This window comes from Ochrobactrum sp. Q0168, assembly GCF_016427605.1.
Lineage (GTDB): Bacteria > Pseudomonadota > Alphaproteobacteria > Rhizobiales > Rhizobiaceae > Brucella.
In genome coordinates this window covers 42,802-62,652 of the sequence record NZ_JAELXQ010000020.1, presented here as the reverse complement: position 1 = coordinate 62,652, position 19,851 = coordinate 42,802, and the positions used below count along the sequence as shown (strand labels likewise).

Sequence of the window (19,851 nt, the reverse complement as noted above, 5' to 3'; positions counted from 1 at the left end):
CCTCCTCTACGCACCGATGAAATTCGGTGCGCGGCGCTCATTGGCAGCGGCCAGGCCTTCTTTGTGATCTTGTGTCTGTGCGCAGACCTTTCCTGCCGCCACTTCTTCCAACTGTTGGTCGGAAAGGCTACGCGTATGGGCGCTGTTCAGCAATTTCTTGGTCTGAGCGATGGCCACCGTCGGTCCGCTTGCAAGTTGCCGGGCGAAAGCAAATGTGTCCTGCCACAGGTTTTCCGGAGTGCTGACATGGCTGACAAGCCGGTTTTGAAGCGCGACCTCGGCGGTCCATAGTTCGCCCGTATAGGCAAAACGCTTTGCTGCCTCGAGGCCGATCACACGCGGCATCAACCAGGTTCCGCCGCAGTCCGGGTTGTAACCGACATTGGTATAGGAACAGATGAACTTGGCCTTTTCGGATGCGTAGCGGAAGTCGCACGCCAAAGCCATATCGAGACCCGCACCCACAGCTGCACCGTCGATCATGGCGATAACGGGCTTTGGCATTTCATGGACCTGCTGGACCAGTCGCAGCGACTCCTCCACCCAGTTCATGTCCGGCCAATCCGTTCTGCCCGCCGCCCATTCCTTCACATCTGCGCCGGCTGAAAAGGCACCACCGCGTCCAGCCAGAATAAGGGTGCGGAGAGTTTGGTCAGCCGCCGCTTCCTTGAGTGCCTTGCGCAGTTCTATGGTGATCCCCATACCGAGCGCATTTCGCGCCTCGGGCCGATTGAGGGCAATAACGCCCACCGCATCATGACGTTCTATTTCCAGAAATTTATACATAGCTCTCCCTTTCTGCCCAGCCACAAGGATTAGGCAGTCTCAATTGTCATTCAGTTATTGGTTCAGCGTCCGCGCCAGCGCGGCGGTCGTTTTTCGAGGAAGGCTTTTTGGCCTTCGATCATATCCTCCGAACACAGCATGGCGGCAAAGGTTGACAGCTCCGGATTGTCACCAGCGCGCAATTGCATGGCATCGCGATCCGACATGCCGTCCACCGTGCGCAGTGTTTCTTTCAGCGCTTGCTGAGCCAGCGGTGCAGACCGCGCAATTTTCCGGGCTATTTCCAACGCCATCGGCATAAGACCTTCTCGTGACGAGGTGCGGTAAACCAAACCCCAACGCTGCGCGTCTTGTGCGTTCATGCGGTCGCCGGTCCAGATCATTCCGGTCGCCACATAATAAGGTATACGACGTGGCAGACGTTGCAGTCCCCCGCCATCGGGCAGCAATCCCCGCTCAAGCTCGGGCAACTGGATGAAGGCGTCATCCGCCATCAACAGAATATCGCAAGCCAACGATATTTCGAGTCCACCGCCAATGGCCGGGGCGTTGATAGCAGCGATCAGGGGCTTTCTGAGGGACCACAGCGTCGTGATACCGCCAAAACCACCCTCTTTTGCGCCTTCGGTGCTCACACCACTGTTGCGGTCCGTTCCTTCCTTGAAGTCATAGCCAGCTGAAAAGGCACGCTCTGACCCGCTCGACAGAATTCCGACCCGCAGATCGGGATCATCTTGCAAATAGAGTGCCGCCTTTTCCAGATTGCGGCTTAAACTGCGGCAGATCGCATTGACCTTCGGCTTGACCATACGAATCTCGAGTACGGGTCCATGCCTCTCAAGGTGAACAAAGCCATCCATTTCCCGGTTGAGTTCTGCGATCATATCAACCACCGTTCCTTGCTGCCCGCTGGCTGTAAATGTGCAGCAGAAGCGGCGGTAGCGATGTGACGATCAACATGAGTGTTGAAACCGCCGCCAATGTGGGATCGAGATCATCGCGCAGCGTGGAGAAGGTAACGCGCGGCAATGTCGACATGGGCCCTGATGCCACCATCAGCGAAATAATCAATTCGTCGAAAGAAATCAGGAAAGACAGCAGCATCGAGGTTGCGACCGAAAGCTTGAGCTGAGGCAAAGTTACAGTCAGAAAGGCTTTCAGCCGATTGGCACCTAGACTGCGTGCCACCATTTCCTGCGATGAGTCATAACTGCTGAAACCGGCCAGCATGGTCAGGATCACAAATGGCATCGCAACCACGGAATGGCCGAGGATCATGCCCCCAATAGTGTTCAACAGCATGCCGATTTTGGCGTAGACGAAGAAAATGCCAACGGCGATCAGGATCGACGGCACTGCCAGCGGCGCAACCAGCACCGTCTTCAAAAGACCCTGAACTGCGATGCGTCCCTGATTAAGAGCGTAGGATGCCGCCACACCGGTAACGGTCGCAACGATCATAGTTCCGAACGCGACCCGCAGCGATACCCACAGCGCGCTGATCCACTTTTCCTGCCCGAAAAACGACGCGTACCAGCGTGTAGACCAACCCGCTGGTGGAAATACCAGTGAAGTCGTTGAACTGAACGAGACCGGAATCACGATCAGGGTCGGAACGATCAGGAAAAACAGCACCAGTCCGACGAGAATGTAGAGCCAGAGACGTGCACGGTGAGGAACGTGAGCTTCCATCATAACACCTATCGATCCGACGACAGTCGGCGCACCAGCACCAGGCTGATCCACAAGCAAAGAGCAGTCATTGCCAGAAGCAACACAGCAAGAGAAGCGGCAGGTCCCCATGTCGGGTAGAGCGAGATCATCTCTTCAATGCGCTGCGCGATCATCTTCACCTTGCCACCGCCGAGCAGTGCTGGCGTGATGTAAAAGCCAAGGCACATCACGAACACCATTATGGCGCCAGCGACCAGTCCCGGCATGGAAAGCGGCAAAAAGATGCGCAGAAAAGCGTGGGTCGGCGACGAGCCCACATTCGCGGCAGCGCGCATCAGATTGGCGTCGATGGCCTTCATCGATGCATAAAGCGGCAACACCAGAAAAGGGATCATGATATGGACCATGCCTATGACGACACCAGTGGTGTTGTTGACCAATGCCAGCGGCTGATTGATCAAGCCAAGGCCTTGCAATGCTTTGTTGACCACGCCGTTGCGCTGCAGAATGATCAGCCAAGAAAAGGTGCGCACCAGCCCGGAAGTCCAGAAAGGCACCAGCACTGCCAACATCAACAGACCTGCCCATTTGGAGGATAGGATCGACATCAGATAGGCAACCGGATAGCCGAGCAGCAGGCAGATCACGGTGACGATGAGCGCAATTTTGAAAGTATTGAGAAACATCTCGATGTAGACAGGTTCCGAAAAGAACAGTCGAAAATTACCGAGACCGTAGTCTCCATTGACGTCGACAAAAGACATCGACAGCAACCACAACAGCGGCGCTACCATCAAAATGCCAACAATAGCGAGTGCAGGTATGGTGAGGCGCACCATCGACCAGCTTTCGTATTTTTGTTCGCGGTTTAGCGCGCGACGGTTTTCATCCAGTTCGGCTTGCGTCACCGGCTTGGGGTTTGCCATTGGAAATGAGATAACAGCTTTTGTCATCATCAAGCCTCCGCGCGTACAAGCCGCGCGTCCGCCCGTTCCAGACGCAGCGCCACGCGTTCACCAACCTTCGGCACTGCCCGCAGATTTTCGAAGCGGTTGGCCATACGCGTGAACACTTTATCGCCGCCATCCAGCATCACCTCGAAAAGCAGACATTCACCCTGATAAATGGCAGTCACGACCTGGCCTGAGAACAAATTTGCTCCCGAAGCTCTCGCTGCCGCTTCATCTGTGGCGAAACGCAAGCGCTCGGGACGCATGCTCAGCAACATATTATCATGCAGTTCGCCAACATCGTCCGACAAGTTCACGCTCTGATCGCCATAGCTAACGCCCAGATTCGTACGTCGAAGCGGCAGGAAGCTGGTTTCACCAATGAATTCAGCAACAAAGCGGCTCTCGGGGTGTTCATAGAGATCCTTTGGCGACGCGACCTGGGCGAGTTTTCCCTTCGAGAATACGGCAATCCGGTCCGACATGGTGAGTGCTTCGCGCTGGTCATGCGTGACGGAAATGGTCGTCATGTCCAGGCGGTCATGCAGTTTGCGGATTTCGATCTGCATCGTCTCCCGCAGCTGCTTGTCAAGTGCCGACAACGGTTCATCCATCAGCAAAATGCGCGGTTCGAACACGATAGCGCGCGCAAGCGCAATACGCTGGCGTTGACCGCCGGATAGTTCAGTGATCTTACGCTCGCCATAGCCTCCAAGTTGCACCAAATCGAGCACTTTCTTGACCCGCTCCTCGATTTCGGCACGACCGATCTTACGCAAACGCAGAGGATAAGCGACATTTTCGAATACCGACATATGCGGGAACAACGCATAGTTCTGAAAAACCATGCCAATATTGCGCTTGTGGGGGGGAAGATGCACGATTTCCTGTGTGCCAATCTTGATCGACCCATCCGTTGGGCGGGAGAAACCCGCAATCATCATCAGAAGGCTTGTCTTTCCCGACCCGGAAGGGCCGAGCAAGGTGAGAAATTCACCGGCTTTAATCGCCAGCGATACATCATCAACCGCCCGGACATTGCCGTAATGTTTGGACAGGGATTGGATCGTAACCGGCAAAGCTGTCGTCGAGGAGTGTTTCATCTCTGCTTTCCATCAGCGCACAACAGGACTCCGCAGCCCCGTTATTGGCTACAGATTGTAATCTTGGGCTCCATGAAGAAAGTTCCCGGGTTGGAGACTGAAGCCTCCAACCCGCCAGAACCGACTATTGCATCATTGCCTTGTCCCACATGGCCTGCGCTTTTTCGTTATTTTCGGCCCAGTACGGCATGTTGGTGATGAGCTGCTTCTTGAGATTTTCGGTGCTCGTCACAATCCTTGCTGCCTTATCGGCAGGCACAAGCCCTTGTTTGAACGCATCCTGATTCATCGGCCCATAGGCGATGTAGTTTGGGAGGTTCGCCTGATATTTAGGATCGAGCAGATGGTTGATCAGGCGCATTGCACCTTCTGGATTGGGTGAATTCTTGGGAATAACCAAGCATTCTACATCCATCACCGCGTCATCAAGCTTATAGGTATAGGGTGCGCCTTCCTTGATGGCGGCATCGATACGTGCTGCCCAGATCGACAGCATATCGACCTCTTCGGACGTTGCGAGCTGGGTCGCCTGTGCGCCCGTCGCCCACTGAACACTGATATTCGGTTTGAGCGCAGACCATTTAGCCATCGCCCGGTCCATATCAACGGGATAAATCTTGTCCTTAGCCACGCCGTCGGCCATTAGGGCAATTTCCATATTCGTCGCTGGCGAATTACCCGAGATAGCGCGACTGCCGGGGAATTTTTCCGTGTCGAAGAAATCAGCCCAGTTTTGTGGTCCCTTGTCACCATAGACGTTCTTGTTATAGGCGAGGACCGACGTATAGGCGGTGACCCCTCCCCAGTATTTTGAGCGCAGGTGTTCCGGGATGCCAGCGGCATTGGGAAGTTTTGAATAATCGAGCGGAACCAGAAGCTCTTCTTTCCCCGCCAGATCACACAGACCGCCATAGAGCTCTGCCACATCGATGTCGACCGCATTTGCGCGTACCTTGGTGCGTATATCGCGGATACCACCAGCCAGAACATAATCAACAACCGTCATGCCATGGTCTTGCGGCAAGTGGTCGAGAATGGCTTTTCGCACACCTTCCTGATAAGCGCCGCCGTAGGACGCATAGCTGACCTTTTCTTCAGCCACAGCCGAACCGGCTACCATGGCAAGCACTGCACCCAGTATGAATGTCTTCTTCATTGTTCCTCCTCCCTATGCGGCTCCATAACCGCGTTTTTTTGTATGCAACAACCAGCAAGGGGCCTCCTCCAAAGCACCCTATTCGGTATTCCGCTGACCAAAGTCAGCTGGAAAATGCGTGTAACCCCCTTGTCATAGCAAGACGGCAATCGCTGACAATGCGCTCGATAAGCTCCTGACAGCTTGGTATATCCTTGATCAGCCCGAGCGTCTGACTTGCCCAGACCAGGCCGCTATCCAGTTCGCCGGTTGTCAATGCGTGACGACCTCGCTCTCCGGATACCAGCGGTCGAACGTCTGTAAACTCCGCACCGCCCGGTCGCCCCTCGATCGCCACGACTTCATCGGATATAGCATTCTTCAAAACACGCCCGGTGTTTCTGAAAGTTCGAAAGATCAGATTGGTGTCGCGTTCCCCGGCATGAACCAGCGCCTGTTTGATATTGTCGTGGATGGGGGCCTCTCTTGTGGCACAAAAGCGGGTACCCATGTTCACACCCTCGGCACCGAGCATAAAAGCTGCCGCCATGCCTTCGCCGGTGCCGATGCCACCCGAGGCGATCAATGGAATTTTCACCTGCGCGGCTGCGGCAGCAAAGAGAACCAACCCCCCAATATCATCTTCACCGGGATGTCCAGCCGCTTCGAAGCCATCGATGGAAATGGCGTCGACACCAGCCCGTTCGGCTGAAAGCGCGTGACGTACAGCCGTGCACTTGTGAACAACAACCGCACCGGCTGCCTTTATCTTCTCAATGAACTCTTTCGGACTGCGTCCAGCCGTCTCTATCACCTTGACCCCCGAATGCAGCGCGGCATCAAGATATTCTTCATATGGTGGGGGTGCTGTCGTTGGGAGAATGGTGAGATTGACTCCAAATGGCTTGTCGGTCATCTGGCGGCAGCGCGCGATCTCTTCGCTCAACGCTTTCGGGCTAGGCTGCGTCAGCGCCGTCAAGATACCAAGACCGCCCGCATTCGATACAGCTGATGCAAGCTCGGCCCGGCCAACCCATTGCATTCCACCTTGAATGATTGGGTATTTCGTTTTCAATAGCTCGGTTACTCGGGTCTTCACGCCTCACTCCCTGCCGCAAGTAAAACTGACGATCAAATACTGAAATTCGACGAGGATGAAGTCAAACAAAAAATTTGCTGAACGTCCAACTTTTTATTAACATACAGATATGCAACGATGTTTTTCATCGGAGCCCCAAAAAGAGGGCAAAATGGAGGGGAGTGACCTGAAACCGGGAAAGATCACGACATATCAAGGGCGTAGTATCAGTCACCGCTCAACATCGTCGAATTTGGCAACTCTCAACCTGCGCTCGAAAGCTCCGAATCTGGTTCCGTGGACAGATGATTTGAGAGCTGAGACGAGCCTCCGGGAGCGGCAATCTGTCGCCAGCATGGTGCATCGGCGTGCGTGAGGTAAGAACCACCACATCTGATCCTGATGTAATCGCTCTCCCGCACTGCGGGGACTTTACTTCCGTATATTTTCAGATCGCGTCCGACCTGGAGGAAGCGGCATGATACCGCTGCGTTTCCTCGGTGCTGCCCTTCTTTGTGTAAGCAGCTTGGCCTTTACCCTGAATGATACGACAACCAAATTTCTCATCAGCGACTATGATGTGTCATCGATCATTTTGATCCGCAGCCTGCTAGCCTTGCCGATTCTTTATCTGCTTCATGTCAGGTCAACTGGCCGAGGCACGATATGGTCGACCAGAATTGGGCTCCATGCGCTGCGGGGAGCTTTTGGCCTGATCGCCGCCTATTTGTACATCGCTTCCCTGCAAACTCTAACTGTGGCCGAGGCGACAGTCATTCTCTTCTTGACGCCTGTTATTATCACCGCGATGTCCCGTTTTCTGCTCAAAGAAGGCGTCGGCTTTCGTACATGGCTCTCGATCTGCTTCTGTTTCATCGGTGTCGTTGTGGCGATCAATCCACAGGCATCCAGCTTCAATTACGCTATGGGACTGGCGGGCACATCAAGCGTGTTTTACGCCATCAATGCTATTAGTTCGCGCTGGATCCCGTCGGAAGACAACTTGTGGACGATCTGCTTTTTTGGCGCATTCTTTTCAGCACTGTTTGTGGCCCCGTTAGCGCTTGAGCATTGGCGTGGACTACAGATCCCTCACCTTGCCCAGTTTGGCGCTGCGGCAGCATTCTCGAGCCTGGGCATCGGATTGAGCGCCGTAGCCTACCGAATGTCATCGCCTGCCCTCCTCGCCCCGTTCGGTTATTCGGGCTTGATCTGGTCGATCACGGTCACATGGCTGTTCTGGGGCATTCATCCGAGTTTCAACGCCATTCTCGGCACCCTCATTATTCTAGGCAGCGTCATACTGACTATCAAATCGGGCCCTATCGATCCGCAACCGCGTCTCCAGAATTGTACCAAGGGATCTACGTATGACGAACCCGATGCTTGACGACCTGAAAGCTTCGGCTTCGGAGCCGAAGGCCTCTTCGCTTCGCCCGTTGAAATGACGCTCTTTTTTTCGAGTGTTATTTTATCTCTCGGTTCTTCATGAATTTCTCCAATGAATACGAAAAATTGACCCCGGCGAAGAGCCGCCAATCCGGCCCTGTGCCTTTGCTTGCTACGGTCACCTGCGGCTCAACGAAGACATTCATTTTGACATCGTTCGTGAGATGAAACATCTTTCCGAGCCCCAGCCCCACCGGGATCGACCAATTGTCGCTTTCAAGGTTGAAGAACCAGCTCGCCGTGGATTGAAGATAGAAACCCTCTTTCAAATTGTAAAAAACAAAAGGCTGAAACTCGAGGCTCTTAACATCCTTGCGATCATTGTCGCCAGCGAAGCTCTGCTGGTATGTGGCAAGTCCTCCGACAAGACCCCAGTCTTGTGGGAAGACGGCGCCAGCTGCTGCTCCCGCAGTCCATTTCCCGTTGCCGAACCGATCCTCGCTCGCAGTGGGGACGCCAAGTACCGGCCCGACGCCCCATGCCCAGCCCCTCTGCTCGAATAACGCCACGTCGAAGATCACCAGATCTCCCCAGCCTGTCGTGTGGCCACCATCCAGTAATGTCGGTTCCGTGATTACCGGAATCGAAAACCGGACCAGATTGGGGATGTCACCGACCAAAAACGGAACCAGTCCGCGGAGGAAAAATGCATTCGCATTGCCTTCGAAAGGACCACCCAGATCCGGTACATAGAAGTTATGAAGATTGAGGGTAATCGCCGGGTTCAATGGATTGTTGGTGTCATTGAGATCATCGCTGGTTATTGGCTTTTTCGCCTCCTCGGCCTTCAGCACACCGCCGGAGATGGCGAGAAAAGCAACTGCAACTATTGGTACCAGTTTCATTAGACACCCCATTCAGGCACAAATTCATCATGAAAAACTGTCGGTGCTATGGATTCGAATTTGATTGCGTTGCGGATAACAATTCCGCATCGACCCTGTCCGTTTGTACGGAGAATTTCGCGCATATCTTGCTAAAACAGAAGTACGTAACTGTAAATTTGTCCGTCGTTACGGTTCTAGCGGTGAAATCATGTGTAATAGCACCAACAAGCAATGGGGCAATTTCTTTCTACTGCTGGCTATTTTTTCTGCTGCCGAGCACATAACAGCAGTCGGGCTCCAACTTGGTCTGGAACGAGCCTACGATCTCCATAGTTGAGAGGTTGATCTTGAAGCACTGGTTGCTGTCGACCGCAATGATAGCCGTGTTGGTGTGACTATCTATACAAGCAGCCGCCGGACGACCAGGAAGCTCGAGGAAATCCGTTTCCTCAAATGTATCCGCATTCACCGCCGAGACGCTGCGATTTTCGTAGTTGGCAACAAGCAGTCGGCCATCGGGCATGCCACAAATACGGGCCGGGTCGTCTCTCACCTTGGCTTCCCGCGTGACGGTCATCGTATCCGTCGCAATGGCCACGAGGGTATTTGAGACGCGGTTGCTGACAAAGAGCGTTTTTTCATCTTTGGTCAGGAACAGGCCCTCGGGCTTGACGCCCGGTGAAATGACAACAGGTGCGATGGAGGCATCTATCGGCGAAATTTTGCTGACTGTGTGGCTCAACAAGTTCATACAGAACGCCCAGCGACCGTCGCGGGTGAGCGCAAACAGATGGCTCTTCAGCCCACCCGTGGGGACACCACGGGTGGGAGCAGTCGCCGTGCGCGGTTCGTCGAAGCGTAGAATAACGGCGTCGGTCTCGCTCAAAACATGCAACCTGTCCTGTTCGTCCAAGCCGACGCCATGCAGACGACGGAACGGGCGGCAATCGATCGTCCGCTCCAGACGCCGGTTCGCAATATCAATGACGAAGACCGAGGAACCGCCAACATCATTTATGGCGGATGTCTTCACGCCATAGTGGCCGACATAAGCATATTCTTCCGCGGCATCTACGGTAAACTCGTGCGGATAATCCGGCAGCGCAATACTGTCCAAAAGTGTACCTACTTCAGTATCGTAGAAGCTGAGGCAATGGCTGCTCTTTTCGATGAGCAGCAGGGTCCGGCTGATATTGTTGGCATTGGGCAAAGTGAGCATCTCCGTCGAGATCATAGCAGATCGGGGTGGCGACGCCACCACCCCGACTTTGGTAAATACCGAGGCTTATTTTCCCCAGATTTTCTTGTACTCATCGCGATATCCGTTACCTGGATCGAAGACGTTCTTGTCGCCGCCGTCGAAGGCAATGTTATCCTTCGTTACAAGGTGGATACCCGGGATATAGCCCGACCAAGCCTGCTTGGCGAAAGCGCGATTGAGTTCGTCGACGACCTGCCAGCCCTGCATGGTCAGCGGTTCCGGCACGGTTGCGGCTTGGTACTGACCACTACGGATGCGCTGATAGGCAGATTCCGAACCATCGCCACCTGAAATATTGAACGGCGCGCCGCTACCTTCAATCCCTGCCGAACCGAGCGAGGATCCCATGAAATCGTAATAGAGGTCATTGATAGCCAGCGAATAGGTCCATTTGGCACCGAACTTCTGTAGCAGCGTGGTGGTTAGCTGCGGAACGCGGTTCGACGTGTCAGCGAGCGGTGTGTCTTGGAATTCCAGAACCTGGCATCCACTGCACTTCTTGATTTCTGCCTCCATGGCTCGACCCTTGGCGATGGCGATTGCGTAGGCAGAGTCGGCGAAGATCACCACTCCCGCCTTGCCATCAGAGTCGGCGATTGCCTTCATCGCGGCTATTTCAGCGACGTCCATCGCGTTTGTCGTGACGTTGACAAAGAGATGGGCGTCCGGCATCGGACCAGGAACCGGGCCTGCGTGCCAACCGGCGACGATGATGCCCTGAGTAGCCGCTCCTTCGAGGGCAGCCTTTTGCTGGACAGCATCACTGCCGCCAACGATAATAGCGTCAGGCTTCAGGGCTACGGCTTGGTTCAATGCGGCGGCTTGACCCGAAACCGTTCCTTGGCCATCGATGACACGGTAGTCCCAGCCAATCACACCCGCTGCTTCCTTTATACCATCGGAGACCCCAAGAATACCGCCGTTTCGCATGTCGCCCGCAACGTAAACAATGGTCTTGCGGCCCGTGGCCTTCGGTCCCGCTGTCGGACCATCCCACTTGTCAACACGCTTCGAGGCAGCAGCGACCTTTGCCTTCGCCTGGTCTACCAGCTCGTCGGCCCGTGCTATCGTATGGGTCATCATGGACCCGGCCAAAATGGCCGCAGTCGTAAAAAGTCTCGTCTTCATGCCCATGTTAGTCCCTCCCAGTTTGATAAATTATCACTTGTCTTTGGACTTGGTGGCCAGAGCAGGCGCCGTGGCCGATGTGGATCTGCGCCTCCTCTGCGCATACCCGGCAATGCAAATGGCGATCAGCAATGTGACGCCATTGAACAGTGGCTCGATGAAGAAGGCTCCGCCGAACTGCTGAATTCCCGAGATGCCAACGGCGAGAATAGTGACTCCCACCACGGTGCCCCACACATTAACGCGACCGGACTTGATCGTCGTCGATCCGAGAAATGCACCGACCAATGCTGGCAGCAAATATTCGAGACCGACACTTGCCTGACCAATCCGCAGCTTGGATGCCAAGATGACGCCTGCGACAGCCGAAAGAAGCCCCGAGGCGATAAAGGCACCCATCACATACCGCTGGACCGCAATACCGTTGAGAGCTGCGGCCCGGTTGCTTGCGCCGATCGCGTAGAGATAGCGGCCGATGGGCGTGTATTCGAAAAGCAGCCACAGGATGCAGGCCAATGCGAGCACATAGTAGCCGGTGATCGGCAGTCCGAGGAACCAGCTGTTGTTGATGGCATAAAAGCCCGATGGCAAATCACCGACCACCTGTCGGCCACCCGTGTGCCACAAGGCCAGCGCGTAGAGGATAGTGCCAGTACCAAGCGTGGCGATGAAGCTATCGATCTGTGCGACTTCGACCAGTATACCGTTAAGCATACCGACGAAAGCACCGAGGAACAAAACTATCAGAACGGCGACCGGCCATGAGAAGCCGAACTGAGTCTGCAAGCTGATGGCAAGAATATGCCAGAGGACAATGCCGTAACCGACTGTCAGGTCAATCTTACCCGTGACCATCGGGATCATTACTGCCAGCGACAAAATGGCGATAATCGCCTTATCACTAATGATCGAGCGGGCATTCAGCACGGTCGGAAACGTATCGGGCAGCGCAATCGAAAAAATGACGATGAGCAAAAGCGTCAGGATGACCAACCCATAAACGGGCAGCAGCTGCATGACCTTCTGGCCAAAGGATTTTCCCCGCAGATCATATTTCGTCGGCTCGACGGCATTGGATTTTATAGACTGCATGATAACCGCCTCCTCCCTTGATGGCGTTCGATTTAGTGGCGTGTGCGGTTTGACCCCGCAGAGGCGGAATGGATCAGGCGATCAATGTTGAGATCTTCGCCCGACAGTTCATCAACGATCGCACCTCGACTGAAGACAAGCGCGCGATGGCAGAGTTTCTCCACCTCCTCGAAATCGGTCGAGATGAGAATAATCCCCAAGCCTCGACGCAGCCCTTCCTTCATCAGTGCATAGATTTCCGCTTTCGCACCCACGTCGACGCCAGCGGTAGGCTCCTCGGCGATTAGCAAGCTGCATCCCATCGACAGCCAACGGCCGACGACGACTTTCTGCTGGTTGCCACCGGACAGTGCTTCGATCGGCAGATGCGGCATGTTGGGACGTAGTCCAACGCTGCGGCCAAGGGCTATCGCGTGATCGGCCTCGCGGCCCGGCGACATGACCGAGAACATCGCGCGACCGACCGAGCCGGGATTGACGAAAGCGTTCTCGCGAATGCTGAGCGCCGGAAAGATGGACTCTTCCGTCCTCTCACGCGCAATTAACCCCACACCGCTGGCAATTGCCGCGCGCGGATGCTCGGGCTTGTGTGCCGCGCCATTGAGCTGAACCTCGCCGTTGAAGGCATGGCTGCCAAAGATGGCCCGTCCGACATTTTCCTGGCCAGCACCACGCAAGCCCACCAGCCCCACAATCTCCCCTTGGCTGATTTCGAAATCGAGCGGGGCGCCGTTATCTATTCGCATCTCGCGAACCTTTAGCAGCTGCCTTCCCTCGGTCTTTTCAGCCTTTGAAAAGACTTTCTCCGGCGCCCGACCGACGATCATGTGAACGAGCTTATCGGCATCCATGGAGCTGACGAGACTGTCTCCCACCTTTTGCCCGTCGCGCAGCACCACCACGCGATCAGCGATCTGGAACACCTCGTCAAGCCGGTGCGAGACGAAGATCATTCCCATACCGCGGCTCCGCAACCGCTTAAGCGCGTCGAACAGGCGAAGAACCTCATCTGCAGGCAGGCTGGCCGTGGGTTCGTCGAGCACGAGAACATCCGCTTCGACGGCCAGCGCGCGGGCGATTGCAACCAGCGACTTCTCCGTCCGGCTCAGATCCTGAACGCGTCGATCCGGATCGATGTCGCTGCCGATGAGATTCAATGCGGAGCGGGCCACGCTCTCCGTGCCGGCCCAGGAAATGATGCCCGTCTTACGCGGGAACCCGACCGTCAGCGCGATATTCTCCGCCACGGTCATCCACTCCAGCAGACCGAGATCCTGATGGATGAAGGCAACGCGCTGCTTAGCCCCGCTTTTCGGCGGCGCATGGTGATAGCGCTTGCCGCGATACTGCACTTCACCCTCATCCGGTGTATAGACGCCCGCCAACACCTTGATCAGCGTAGATTTTCCCGCGCCGTTCTCACCGAGAAGCGCGAGGATTTCGCCGCTGCCGACGGTAAACGAGACCCCGCGAAGAGCCTGCACGCCACCGAACTGCTTCTTCACGTTTTCAAACCGGATCAACTCTTCCGGCGCTGCGAAATCCAGTGCTTCGGAAGAGCTCATGGCCGAATGCTTCCTTGCGTTGCCAACTCGATAGAATAAAGAGAGGTGCTAGCAGTAACGAAAAGTGTGGAGCGGTTGAGGCCGCCGAAGACGCAGTTCGAGACGACCTCGGGAACCATGATCTTGCCAAGACGGGTGCCATCGGGCGCAAACACCTGAATGCTGTCGGCAGAACTGGAAAAAACATTTCCGTTGATGTCGAGACGAAATCCGTCCGCGAGGCCCGGCTCAATGACGGCAAAGACACGGCCATTTTCGAGCCTGCAGCCATCAACAACGTCGAAGACGCGAATGTGGTGATTGCCGTCGCGATCGTGAGAACGCGAGGTATCCGAGATGTAAAGCAGCTTCTCATCAGGAGAAAAGGCCAGGCCGTTCGGCTTTTCGAAATCGTTGCGTGCAATCGTGATCACGCCGGTTTGCGGATCAAATCGGTACACGTGATTAGCGCCAATCTCGCTTTCGGCCAGTACCCCCTCATGATTGCTGATGATGCCGTAGGGCGGATCGGTGAACCAGATGGTGCCGTCGGATTTCACCACGACATCGTTTGGTGAATTCAATCTCTTTCCGTCATACCGATCTACCAGCGTGACAACGGTGCCATCTGCCTCCGTGCGGCTGATACGGCGTCCGCTGTGTTCGCAACTGACGAGCCGGCCTTCCCTGTCACGCGTATGGCCGTTTGTGTGATTGGAGGGTGAGCGGAAAACACTCGTCTCGCCGCCGGGCCTCCAGCGCAACATCCGGTTATTCGGGATGTCGCTCCACGTTACACTGCCATCTTCCCACGATACGGGCCCCTCACTCCAAACGGCGCCGGTCCAAAGCCGCTCGAGGCGCGCGCCGGGCTGCAAAAGGGGCGTCATGCGGGCATCTTCGATAATGATCTGTTCGTCCATGGCCTCTCTCCCTTCCATGGTCTTCAGTGATTTAGAAGATCGTCGTTCCAGAAGGTGGCCGGGAGCGCCCCGCCATTCTTGCCGCCAGCAGCAATGCTTCTTCACTGGCTCGTGGATTTGCAATACCTTTTTCGGCGATGTCGTAAGCAGTGCCGTGAGCTGGTGTACAAACCGGGAAAGGCAAACCGCCTAGCATCGTGACGCCGCGGTCGAAGCCCATCAGCTTCATGGCGATCTGACCCTGATCGTGATACATGGTCAGCACCGCGTGAAAACCCTCTTTCATTGCGCGGAGGAAAACAGTGTCAGCGGGGAAAGGGCCTTCCGTTGCCCAGCCCCTCTCCTGCGCTTCTGCGACTGCAGGCTCGATGATATCGATCTCCTCCATACCGAAGCTGCCACCATCCCCTGCATGTGGATTGAGCCCCGCCACAGCGATGCGCGGATTTTCAATTCCGGAGCGCTTAAGACAAGCAAAAGTCAGAGCGAGTTCCGATAGGATCGCATCTTTCGAAAGATGAGACGAGACCTCCGCCAACGGAATATGCGAGGTGACGCGCGCATTCCAGATATTCTCGAGCACATTGAATTCTCGCGCCTTACCGGTAAAGCCGATCTTTTCGGAAATGAACCGGATTTCGTCGTCATAACCGCTATAGGCATAACGCATTGCCTTCTTATTGAACGGTGTGAAACAGACCGCGTCAGCCTTGTTTTCGTTCGCGAGTTTAAGAGCCAGAGTAAAATTCGTCGAAGCAAACGTGCCGCCGGCAAGCGTTGCTTCGCCCACCGAAACGTCAGCTGGATCGAGATTGGCAAGATCAATGAAACCGGGCTTTGAGTAGTCGGCGGCGGGGATCGTTTCCACTGACGCCTCGCAAAGGTCGAGGGACAGACCCGCAAACCTTGCCCCTTTTTCCAGAATGCGACGATCACCGATGACAATGAGACGCGCAGCCGCATTGACCACCTCCGACGCGATCAGCTTGGCGGTCAGTTCAGGGCTCACGCCCGCCGGGTCGCCCATAGCGAGCGCGATTGTCGGCCTCTGCCGCAGATCAGTCATCATCTAATCTCTCCTCCCGATGCCGGAACAGACATATCTGCAATCATTTTTCCGGTCAAGTATTCTGTATGCAGAGTTCAGCATTTTACACGCCGTGTGTAAAGGACACTGTGGACATACGGTGTTTTAACGGCTATGGAAGGCGTTAAATGCCCACTTACGGAGAGATTTTTTGGCTGCAGTCAGCGATGAGGCCGGCGCAGATGCCGGGGAGAACCTCGAAAGCGGACGCATTTCGCGAGTTCCGCTTCACGATGCAATTGTGAATCGTCTGCGCGACATGATTGTCGAGGGTGAACTGAAGCCGGGCACGCGGATTCATGAAAGCCAGATTGGCATGCAGTTGGGCGTTTCACGCACTCCGCTGCGCGAAGCCATCAAGTTTCTGGCAAGCGAAGGCCTTGTTGAACTCGTGCCGAGCCGCGGCGCGATCGTTCGCGTGTTCGACAAGAAGGACGTGGAGGATATGTGGATCGTCCTCCGCTCCCTTGAGCGCCTTGCGGGCGAGCTTGCCTGCAAAAACGGATCGGACCGCGACATAGAGCATATCCGTCACCTGCATGATCAGATGCTGGAACATTATCAAGCAAAACGGCGTCTCGATTATTACAAACTCAACCAGGATATTCATACGGCAATCGTCAAGCTCGCGGACAATGAAACGCTTACCTACATGCACGGCACACTGCAAAGCCGATTGAAACGCATCCGCTTCATCGGACATGAAGGCCCGAACAACTGGGCGAATGCAGTGAGGGAGCACGAAGAGATGATTGCGGCTCTGGAAGCACGCGATGCTGCGGCCCTTGTCGAGTGTCTGGACCGGCATTTGGTGAACGGCTGGGAACGCGTTCAGGATATGATCTGAACGCTATGGTCTAGCGACTGGCGTCTGCGCCGCATGCGCGTGAATTGAAGTGCAAAGAAATAGCCCGTGGCAAGTTGCCGATATTGGTCAGTCGGCGAACGCCACCCAGCCGCGGAAAGACAAAGCGGCATAAAAGAGCGAGGGTTCGGCGAAGCCGGCCTCCAACAGCATCTTTTCTTCTTCAATTGGACTGAGCAACGTCAAGCGCTCTGCCATGGCTTTGGCCGATGCCGCCGCGCTCTCTGAATTTTGACCATCTGGCACAGCGAAAGCAGCTGAGCGCGCCAGCCATTTTTGCGGGTGACCATCAGGATTGGCATGATGCGCAATGACAAGTGCGCTACCTGCTTTCAGGCGTTGGCGTATTTCGATTAATGTCCGCAATCTCTCTGTGCGGTCGAGAAAATGCAGCGTAAGCAAACAAGTGGCCCCATCGAAACTATCAAGAGATAGCTGATCGACAGTACCTTCACAAAGCTCAATCTGGTCGGAATAAGGTTCCGTTACGTGCCGAGCAACATCCAACATGGCGGATGATGGATCGACACCGGTAAACTTCCAGTGAGGGCGCGCCTGCGCCATGGCGCTCAGCTCGAGACCGCCTCCGGCACCGACCACCAGAATGTGAGCGTCAGGCTTTGCCCGCTCAGACAATAGGAATGTGGTCATCCGGTGCAAGTCCGTCAGCCCAGGCACTTTCTTGGGCGTTTGTTCCGTATAAGAGGCTACGGTAGCCGGGTCGACGAAAGGGAGAAGACTGGATTTCACGTCGCCACCTCGGTGGAGCTTTCTTTGCATGGGCGGACGGTAATGTACAATTTGAAGTTCAACAACAGCTTTGATCTCATGTAACATCAACAATAACTGGAGATTTTTGCCTGTTCGGTTCGATAAACTCTGACCATGAACAGCAGACCGAGAGGCGGGCGTTTTGATTTGGCACTCTTTTTAACGCCTTATACGGGTTTCACATCTATTTGGCGGCACTTCCATCGTGATCAACATATTCCACAACCATCCCATCAGCGTGCTGGAAACGCATTTTTCGGCCCACGGGCGTCTGCTGAATTTGTTCCAATTGCACTGCGCCAATGCTCATCAGAACTTCAATTGCGTTTTCCAAACGATCAACTTTGACCGTTAAACGGGTCAATTCAAAAGGCGCACGTTTGTCGTAATGTCCCGCAATAATGAGCACCGATAGCTTCTGCGAACTTATTGCGACGAGTTCGAGCTCATTTCCTGGATCGACAAAGTGCAGGCTGACCTCGCCAGATAAAAGACTTCGATAAAAAGCGATTGTATTCTCCAACGCGGACGGATCAACAAAGACACGCAAGTAAGTTTCAAGGATCATAGCTTCTTCATCCAGCTGAATAGCTTTTGGTTTTATGAAAGCCTGTTTAGATGGTCTTCTGAATTTTCCCGACATCCACTAGATGTGAAACGCCGACGGTAACACCCGCTTTATACTACAGTTTGGGCCTTCCTCTGGTCCCGTCAAGCCAACTCTCGTAAAGGTGATGAACGCGACCCGGCACGGCAGCAAACAATGTCTTCGTGCAAGCTGTTTAGAAAATGCGCGCCACGGGCCTTCTACCGTTGAATATCGCTCGCTTTTATCAGCTGTATCGAATAGAATCATCCAGTGCCATCGACGCAACTTTCTCATAAAAATTGGAATAAACTATGGATAGTGCAGTGCTTTTTCTGCATGCACGAGGTCAATCGGCCGAAGAAATTCGCGCGTTGGACTGGAGCCGAAACCCGATTGGAGTGCCGGAAGGTTGGCCGATACCTCTGATCACAGCAGTGCAGATGATGTTGGCCTCGAAATTTCCCAAGGCGATCATCTGGGGGCCAGAGTTCACCACGATCTATAACGATGCTTTCAGGCCTATTCTCGGTGAAAAAGAGAACTGCATGGGAGCATCGTTTCGCGATATTTGGTCAGAGGTGTGGGATGAACTCCTGCCAATGGTCCAGAAAGCTTATGCTGGAGAGGCGACGTTTATCGAAGACTTCCCGCTGATCATTGACCGGCATGGTTACGATGAACAGTGTTACTTCACTTTCTGCTATAGTCCGATCTTCGATGAACAAGGTCGCGTTGGCGGAATGATTGATACAGTCATTGAGACAACGGGAAAAGTAGAAGCAGAGAAACACGCCAAGATACTCAATGCCGAGCTCGCCCACCGTATTAAAAATACTTTTAGTGTGGTATCAGCCATTGCGAGCCAAACCTTCAACAACAATGTTGAAGAAGACGTCATCAACACTTTTACCAAGCGCCTTTTTGCGCTGGGGAACGCTCATGACGTTCTCCGGCTTGGCAAGAGTTCGGAAGGCTCGTTGCGGCAGATCGTGTCGGGAATCACGACAGCTCTGGCTGTCGCCGATCGCATTCATATGAGCGGTCCCGATGTTTCAATCGGACCGAAAGGAGCATCCACTCTTTCGCTTTTGATTCACGAACTGACGACCAATGCGATCAAATACGGCGCTCTTTCCAACGATACCGGACACGTAAAACTGAACGTTGCCATATCTAAAAAACAGGTCGATCCGATTTTTTCGCTGAACTGGACCGAGGTAGATGGGCCTCTTGTCGTTCAACCGGTAAAAACGGGTTTTGGTTCCAAACTCATAAGAATGGGTCTTGTAGGTTCAGGTGAAGTCAAATCCGAGTTTCGACCCGAGGGCTTTATTGCAGAGTTTTCCGCACCGCTTCGGCAATTGCAGGAAGAAGGGCGGCTTTTTGGCTCGACCTGATCGTTTGGTGGAATGGTAAGACGATCGGCGATCTTGGAAACGTAGTTTGGGCTTTGTCACCACTCATTTCTTGAACGCATTCCCAAAAATGCGAACCGGTTTTCGGGATGCGCGTTAAAATAAAGAAATAGAGCGCCGATCTGATCCAATCAGATCGGCGCTCTAGCTGGTGGTAATACATTCAACAGCATG

At 54.5% G+C, this 19,851-nt stretch carries 19 protein-coding genes; 3 read left to right on the top strand and 16 right to left on the bottom strand.

Annotated features, from left to right (window positions below; all coding sequences use genetic code 11):
* Positions 1-6: 6 nt before the first annotated feature.
* From JAU75_RS21520 to JAU75_RS21490, 7 genes are all read right to left on the bottom strand, one after another.
* Entirely contained in the window at positions 7-786 is a 780-nt protein-coding gene (locus tag JAU75_RS21520; protein WP_199058544.1) for an enoyl-CoA hydratase-related protein, read from the bottom strand.
* A gap of 62 nt (positions 787-848) precedes the next feature.
* Positions 849-1,670, bottom strand: a complete 822-nt coding sequence (locus JAU75_RS21515) for an enoyl-CoA hydratase-related protein (protein ID WP_199058543.1) — start codon at positions 1,668-1,670, stop codon at positions 849-851.
* 1 nt (position 1,671) lies between these two features.
* Complete coding sequence (locus JAU75_RS21510) at positions 1,672-2,478, bottom strand: ABC transporter permease (protein ID WP_199058542.1); 807 nt, start codon at positions 2,476-2,478, stop codon at positions 1,672-1,674.
* Between the two features lie 8 nt (positions 2,479-2,486).
* Positions 2,487-3,416, bottom strand: a complete 930-nt coding sequence (locus tag JAU75_RS21505; protein ID WP_199058541.1) for an ABC transporter permease — start codon at positions 3,414-3,416, stop codon at positions 2,487-2,489.
* Entirely contained in the window at positions 3,416-4,513 is a 1,098-nt protein-coding gene (locus JAU75_RS21500) for an ABC transporter ATP-binding protein (protein ID WP_199058540.1), read from the bottom strand. The genes JAU75_RS21505 and JAU75_RS21500 overlap by 1 nt, the downstream gene beginning before the upstream one ends.
* A gap of 124 nt (positions 4,514-4,637) precedes the next feature.
* Positions 4,638-5,669, bottom strand: coding sequence for an ABC transporter substrate-binding protein (locus tag JAU75_RS21495; protein WP_199058539.1), 1,032 nt, complete (start codon positions 5,667-5,669; stop codon positions 4,638-4,640).
* Positions 5,670-5,772: 103 nt separating this feature from the next.
* The gene (locus JAU75_RS21490) at positions 5,773-6,747 is read right to left on the bottom strand and encodes a nitronate monooxygenase family protein (RefSeq protein ID WP_199058538.1); all 975 of its coding nucleotides are present in this window, start codon (positions 6,745-6,747) and stop codon (positions 5,773-5,775) included.
* Positions 6,748-7,204: 457 nt separating this feature from the next.
* On the opposite strand from JAU75_RS21490, the gene JAU75_RS21485 reads away from it, so the two are divergent.
* Positions 7,205-8,116: a DMT family transporter gene (locus JAU75_RS21485; protein ID WP_199058537.1), complete on the top strand. Its 912-nt coding sequence runs from the start codon at positions 7,205-7,207 to the stop codon at positions 8,114-8,116.
* A 76-nt stretch (positions 8,117-8,192) separates the two neighbouring features.
* On the opposite strand, the gene JAU75_RS21480 is transcribed toward JAU75_RS21485, so the two are convergent.
* The 7 genes from JAU75_RS21480 to JAU75_RS21450 all read right to left on the bottom strand — a co-directional run bounded on the left by JAU75_RS21480 (position 8,193) and on the right by JAU75_RS21450 (position 16,019).
* Positions 8,193-9,020, bottom strand: coding sequence for a hypothetical protein (locus tag JAU75_RS21480; protein WP_199058536.1), 828 nt, complete (start codon positions 9,018-9,020; stop codon positions 8,193-8,195).
* Between the two features lie 229 nt (positions 9,021-9,249).
* Complete coding sequence (locus JAU75_RS21475; protein WP_199058535.1) at positions 9,250-10,212, bottom strand: YncE family protein; 963 nt, start codon at positions 10,210-10,212, stop codon at positions 9,250-9,252.
* A gap of 75 nt (positions 10,213-10,287) precedes the next feature.
* Entirely contained in the window at positions 10,288-11,391 is a 1,104-nt protein-coding gene (locus JAU75_RS21470) for a substrate-binding domain-containing protein (RefSeq protein WP_199058534.1), read from the bottom strand.
* Between the two features lie 33 nt (positions 11,392-11,424).
* Positions 11,425-12,483: an ABC transporter permease gene (locus tag JAU75_RS21465; RefSeq protein WP_199058533.1), complete on the bottom strand. Its 1,059-nt coding sequence runs from the start codon at positions 12,481-12,483 to the stop codon at positions 11,425-11,427.
* Between the two features lie 32 nt (positions 12,484-12,515).
* Positions 12,516-14,048, bottom strand: a complete 1,533-nt coding sequence (locus tag JAU75_RS21460; RefSeq protein WP_199058532.1) for a sugar ABC transporter ATP-binding protein — start codon at positions 14,046-14,048, stop codon at positions 12,516-12,518.
* Positions 14,045-14,950 carry an SMP-30/gluconolactonase/LRE family protein gene (locus JAU75_RS21455; RefSeq protein WP_199058531.1) on the bottom strand — a complete coding sequence of 302 codons (906 nt, stop codon included), beginning with the start codon at positions 14,948-14,950 and terminating at the stop codon, positions 14,045-14,047. Before JAU75_RS21455 ends, JAU75_RS21460 begins: the two co-directional genes overlap by 4 nt.
* 31 nt (positions 14,951-14,981) lie before the next feature.
* Positions 14,982-16,019 (bottom strand): 4-hydroxythreonine-4-phosphate dehydrogenase PdxA, encoded by a 1,038-nt coding sequence (locus tag JAU75_RS21450; RefSeq protein ID WP_199058530.1) that lies wholly within the window; start codon positions 16,017-16,019, stop codon positions 14,982-14,984.
* Positions 16,020-16,188: 169 nt separating this feature from the next.
* Between JAU75_RS21450 and JAU75_RS21445 the strand changes: the two genes are divergently transcribed.
* Positions 16,189-16,884 carry a GntR family transcriptional regulator gene (locus tag JAU75_RS21445; RefSeq protein ID WP_247880577.1) on the top strand — a complete coding sequence of 232 codons (696 nt, stop codon included), beginning with the start codon at positions 16,189-16,191 and terminating at the stop codon, positions 16,882-16,884.
* A gap of 87 nt (positions 16,885-16,971) precedes the next feature.
* Here the strand turns inward: JAU75_RS21445 and JAU75_RS21440 are convergent, their stop codons facing one another.
* Positions 16,972-17,739 carry a class I SAM-dependent methyltransferase gene (locus JAU75_RS21440; RefSeq protein ID WP_247880576.1) on the bottom strand — a complete coding sequence of 256 codons (768 nt, stop codon included), beginning with the start codon at positions 17,737-17,739 and terminating at the stop codon, positions 16,972-16,974.
* A gap of 118 nt (positions 17,740-17,857) precedes the next feature.
* Positions 17,858-18,316, bottom strand: a complete 459-nt coding sequence (locus JAU75_RS21435; RefSeq protein ID WP_199058529.1) for a hypothetical protein — start codon at positions 18,314-18,316, stop codon at positions 17,858-17,860.
* A gap of 257 nt (positions 18,317-18,573) precedes the next feature.
* Here JAU75_RS21435 and JAU75_RS21430 point away from each other — a divergent pair, with 257 nt between their 5' ends.
* Entirely contained in the window at positions 18,574-19,659 is a 1,086-nt protein-coding gene (locus JAU75_RS21430) for an HWE histidine kinase domain-containing protein (protein ID WP_199058528.1), read from the top strand.
* The last annotated feature ends 192 nt before the right edge of the window (positions 19,660-19,851 follow it).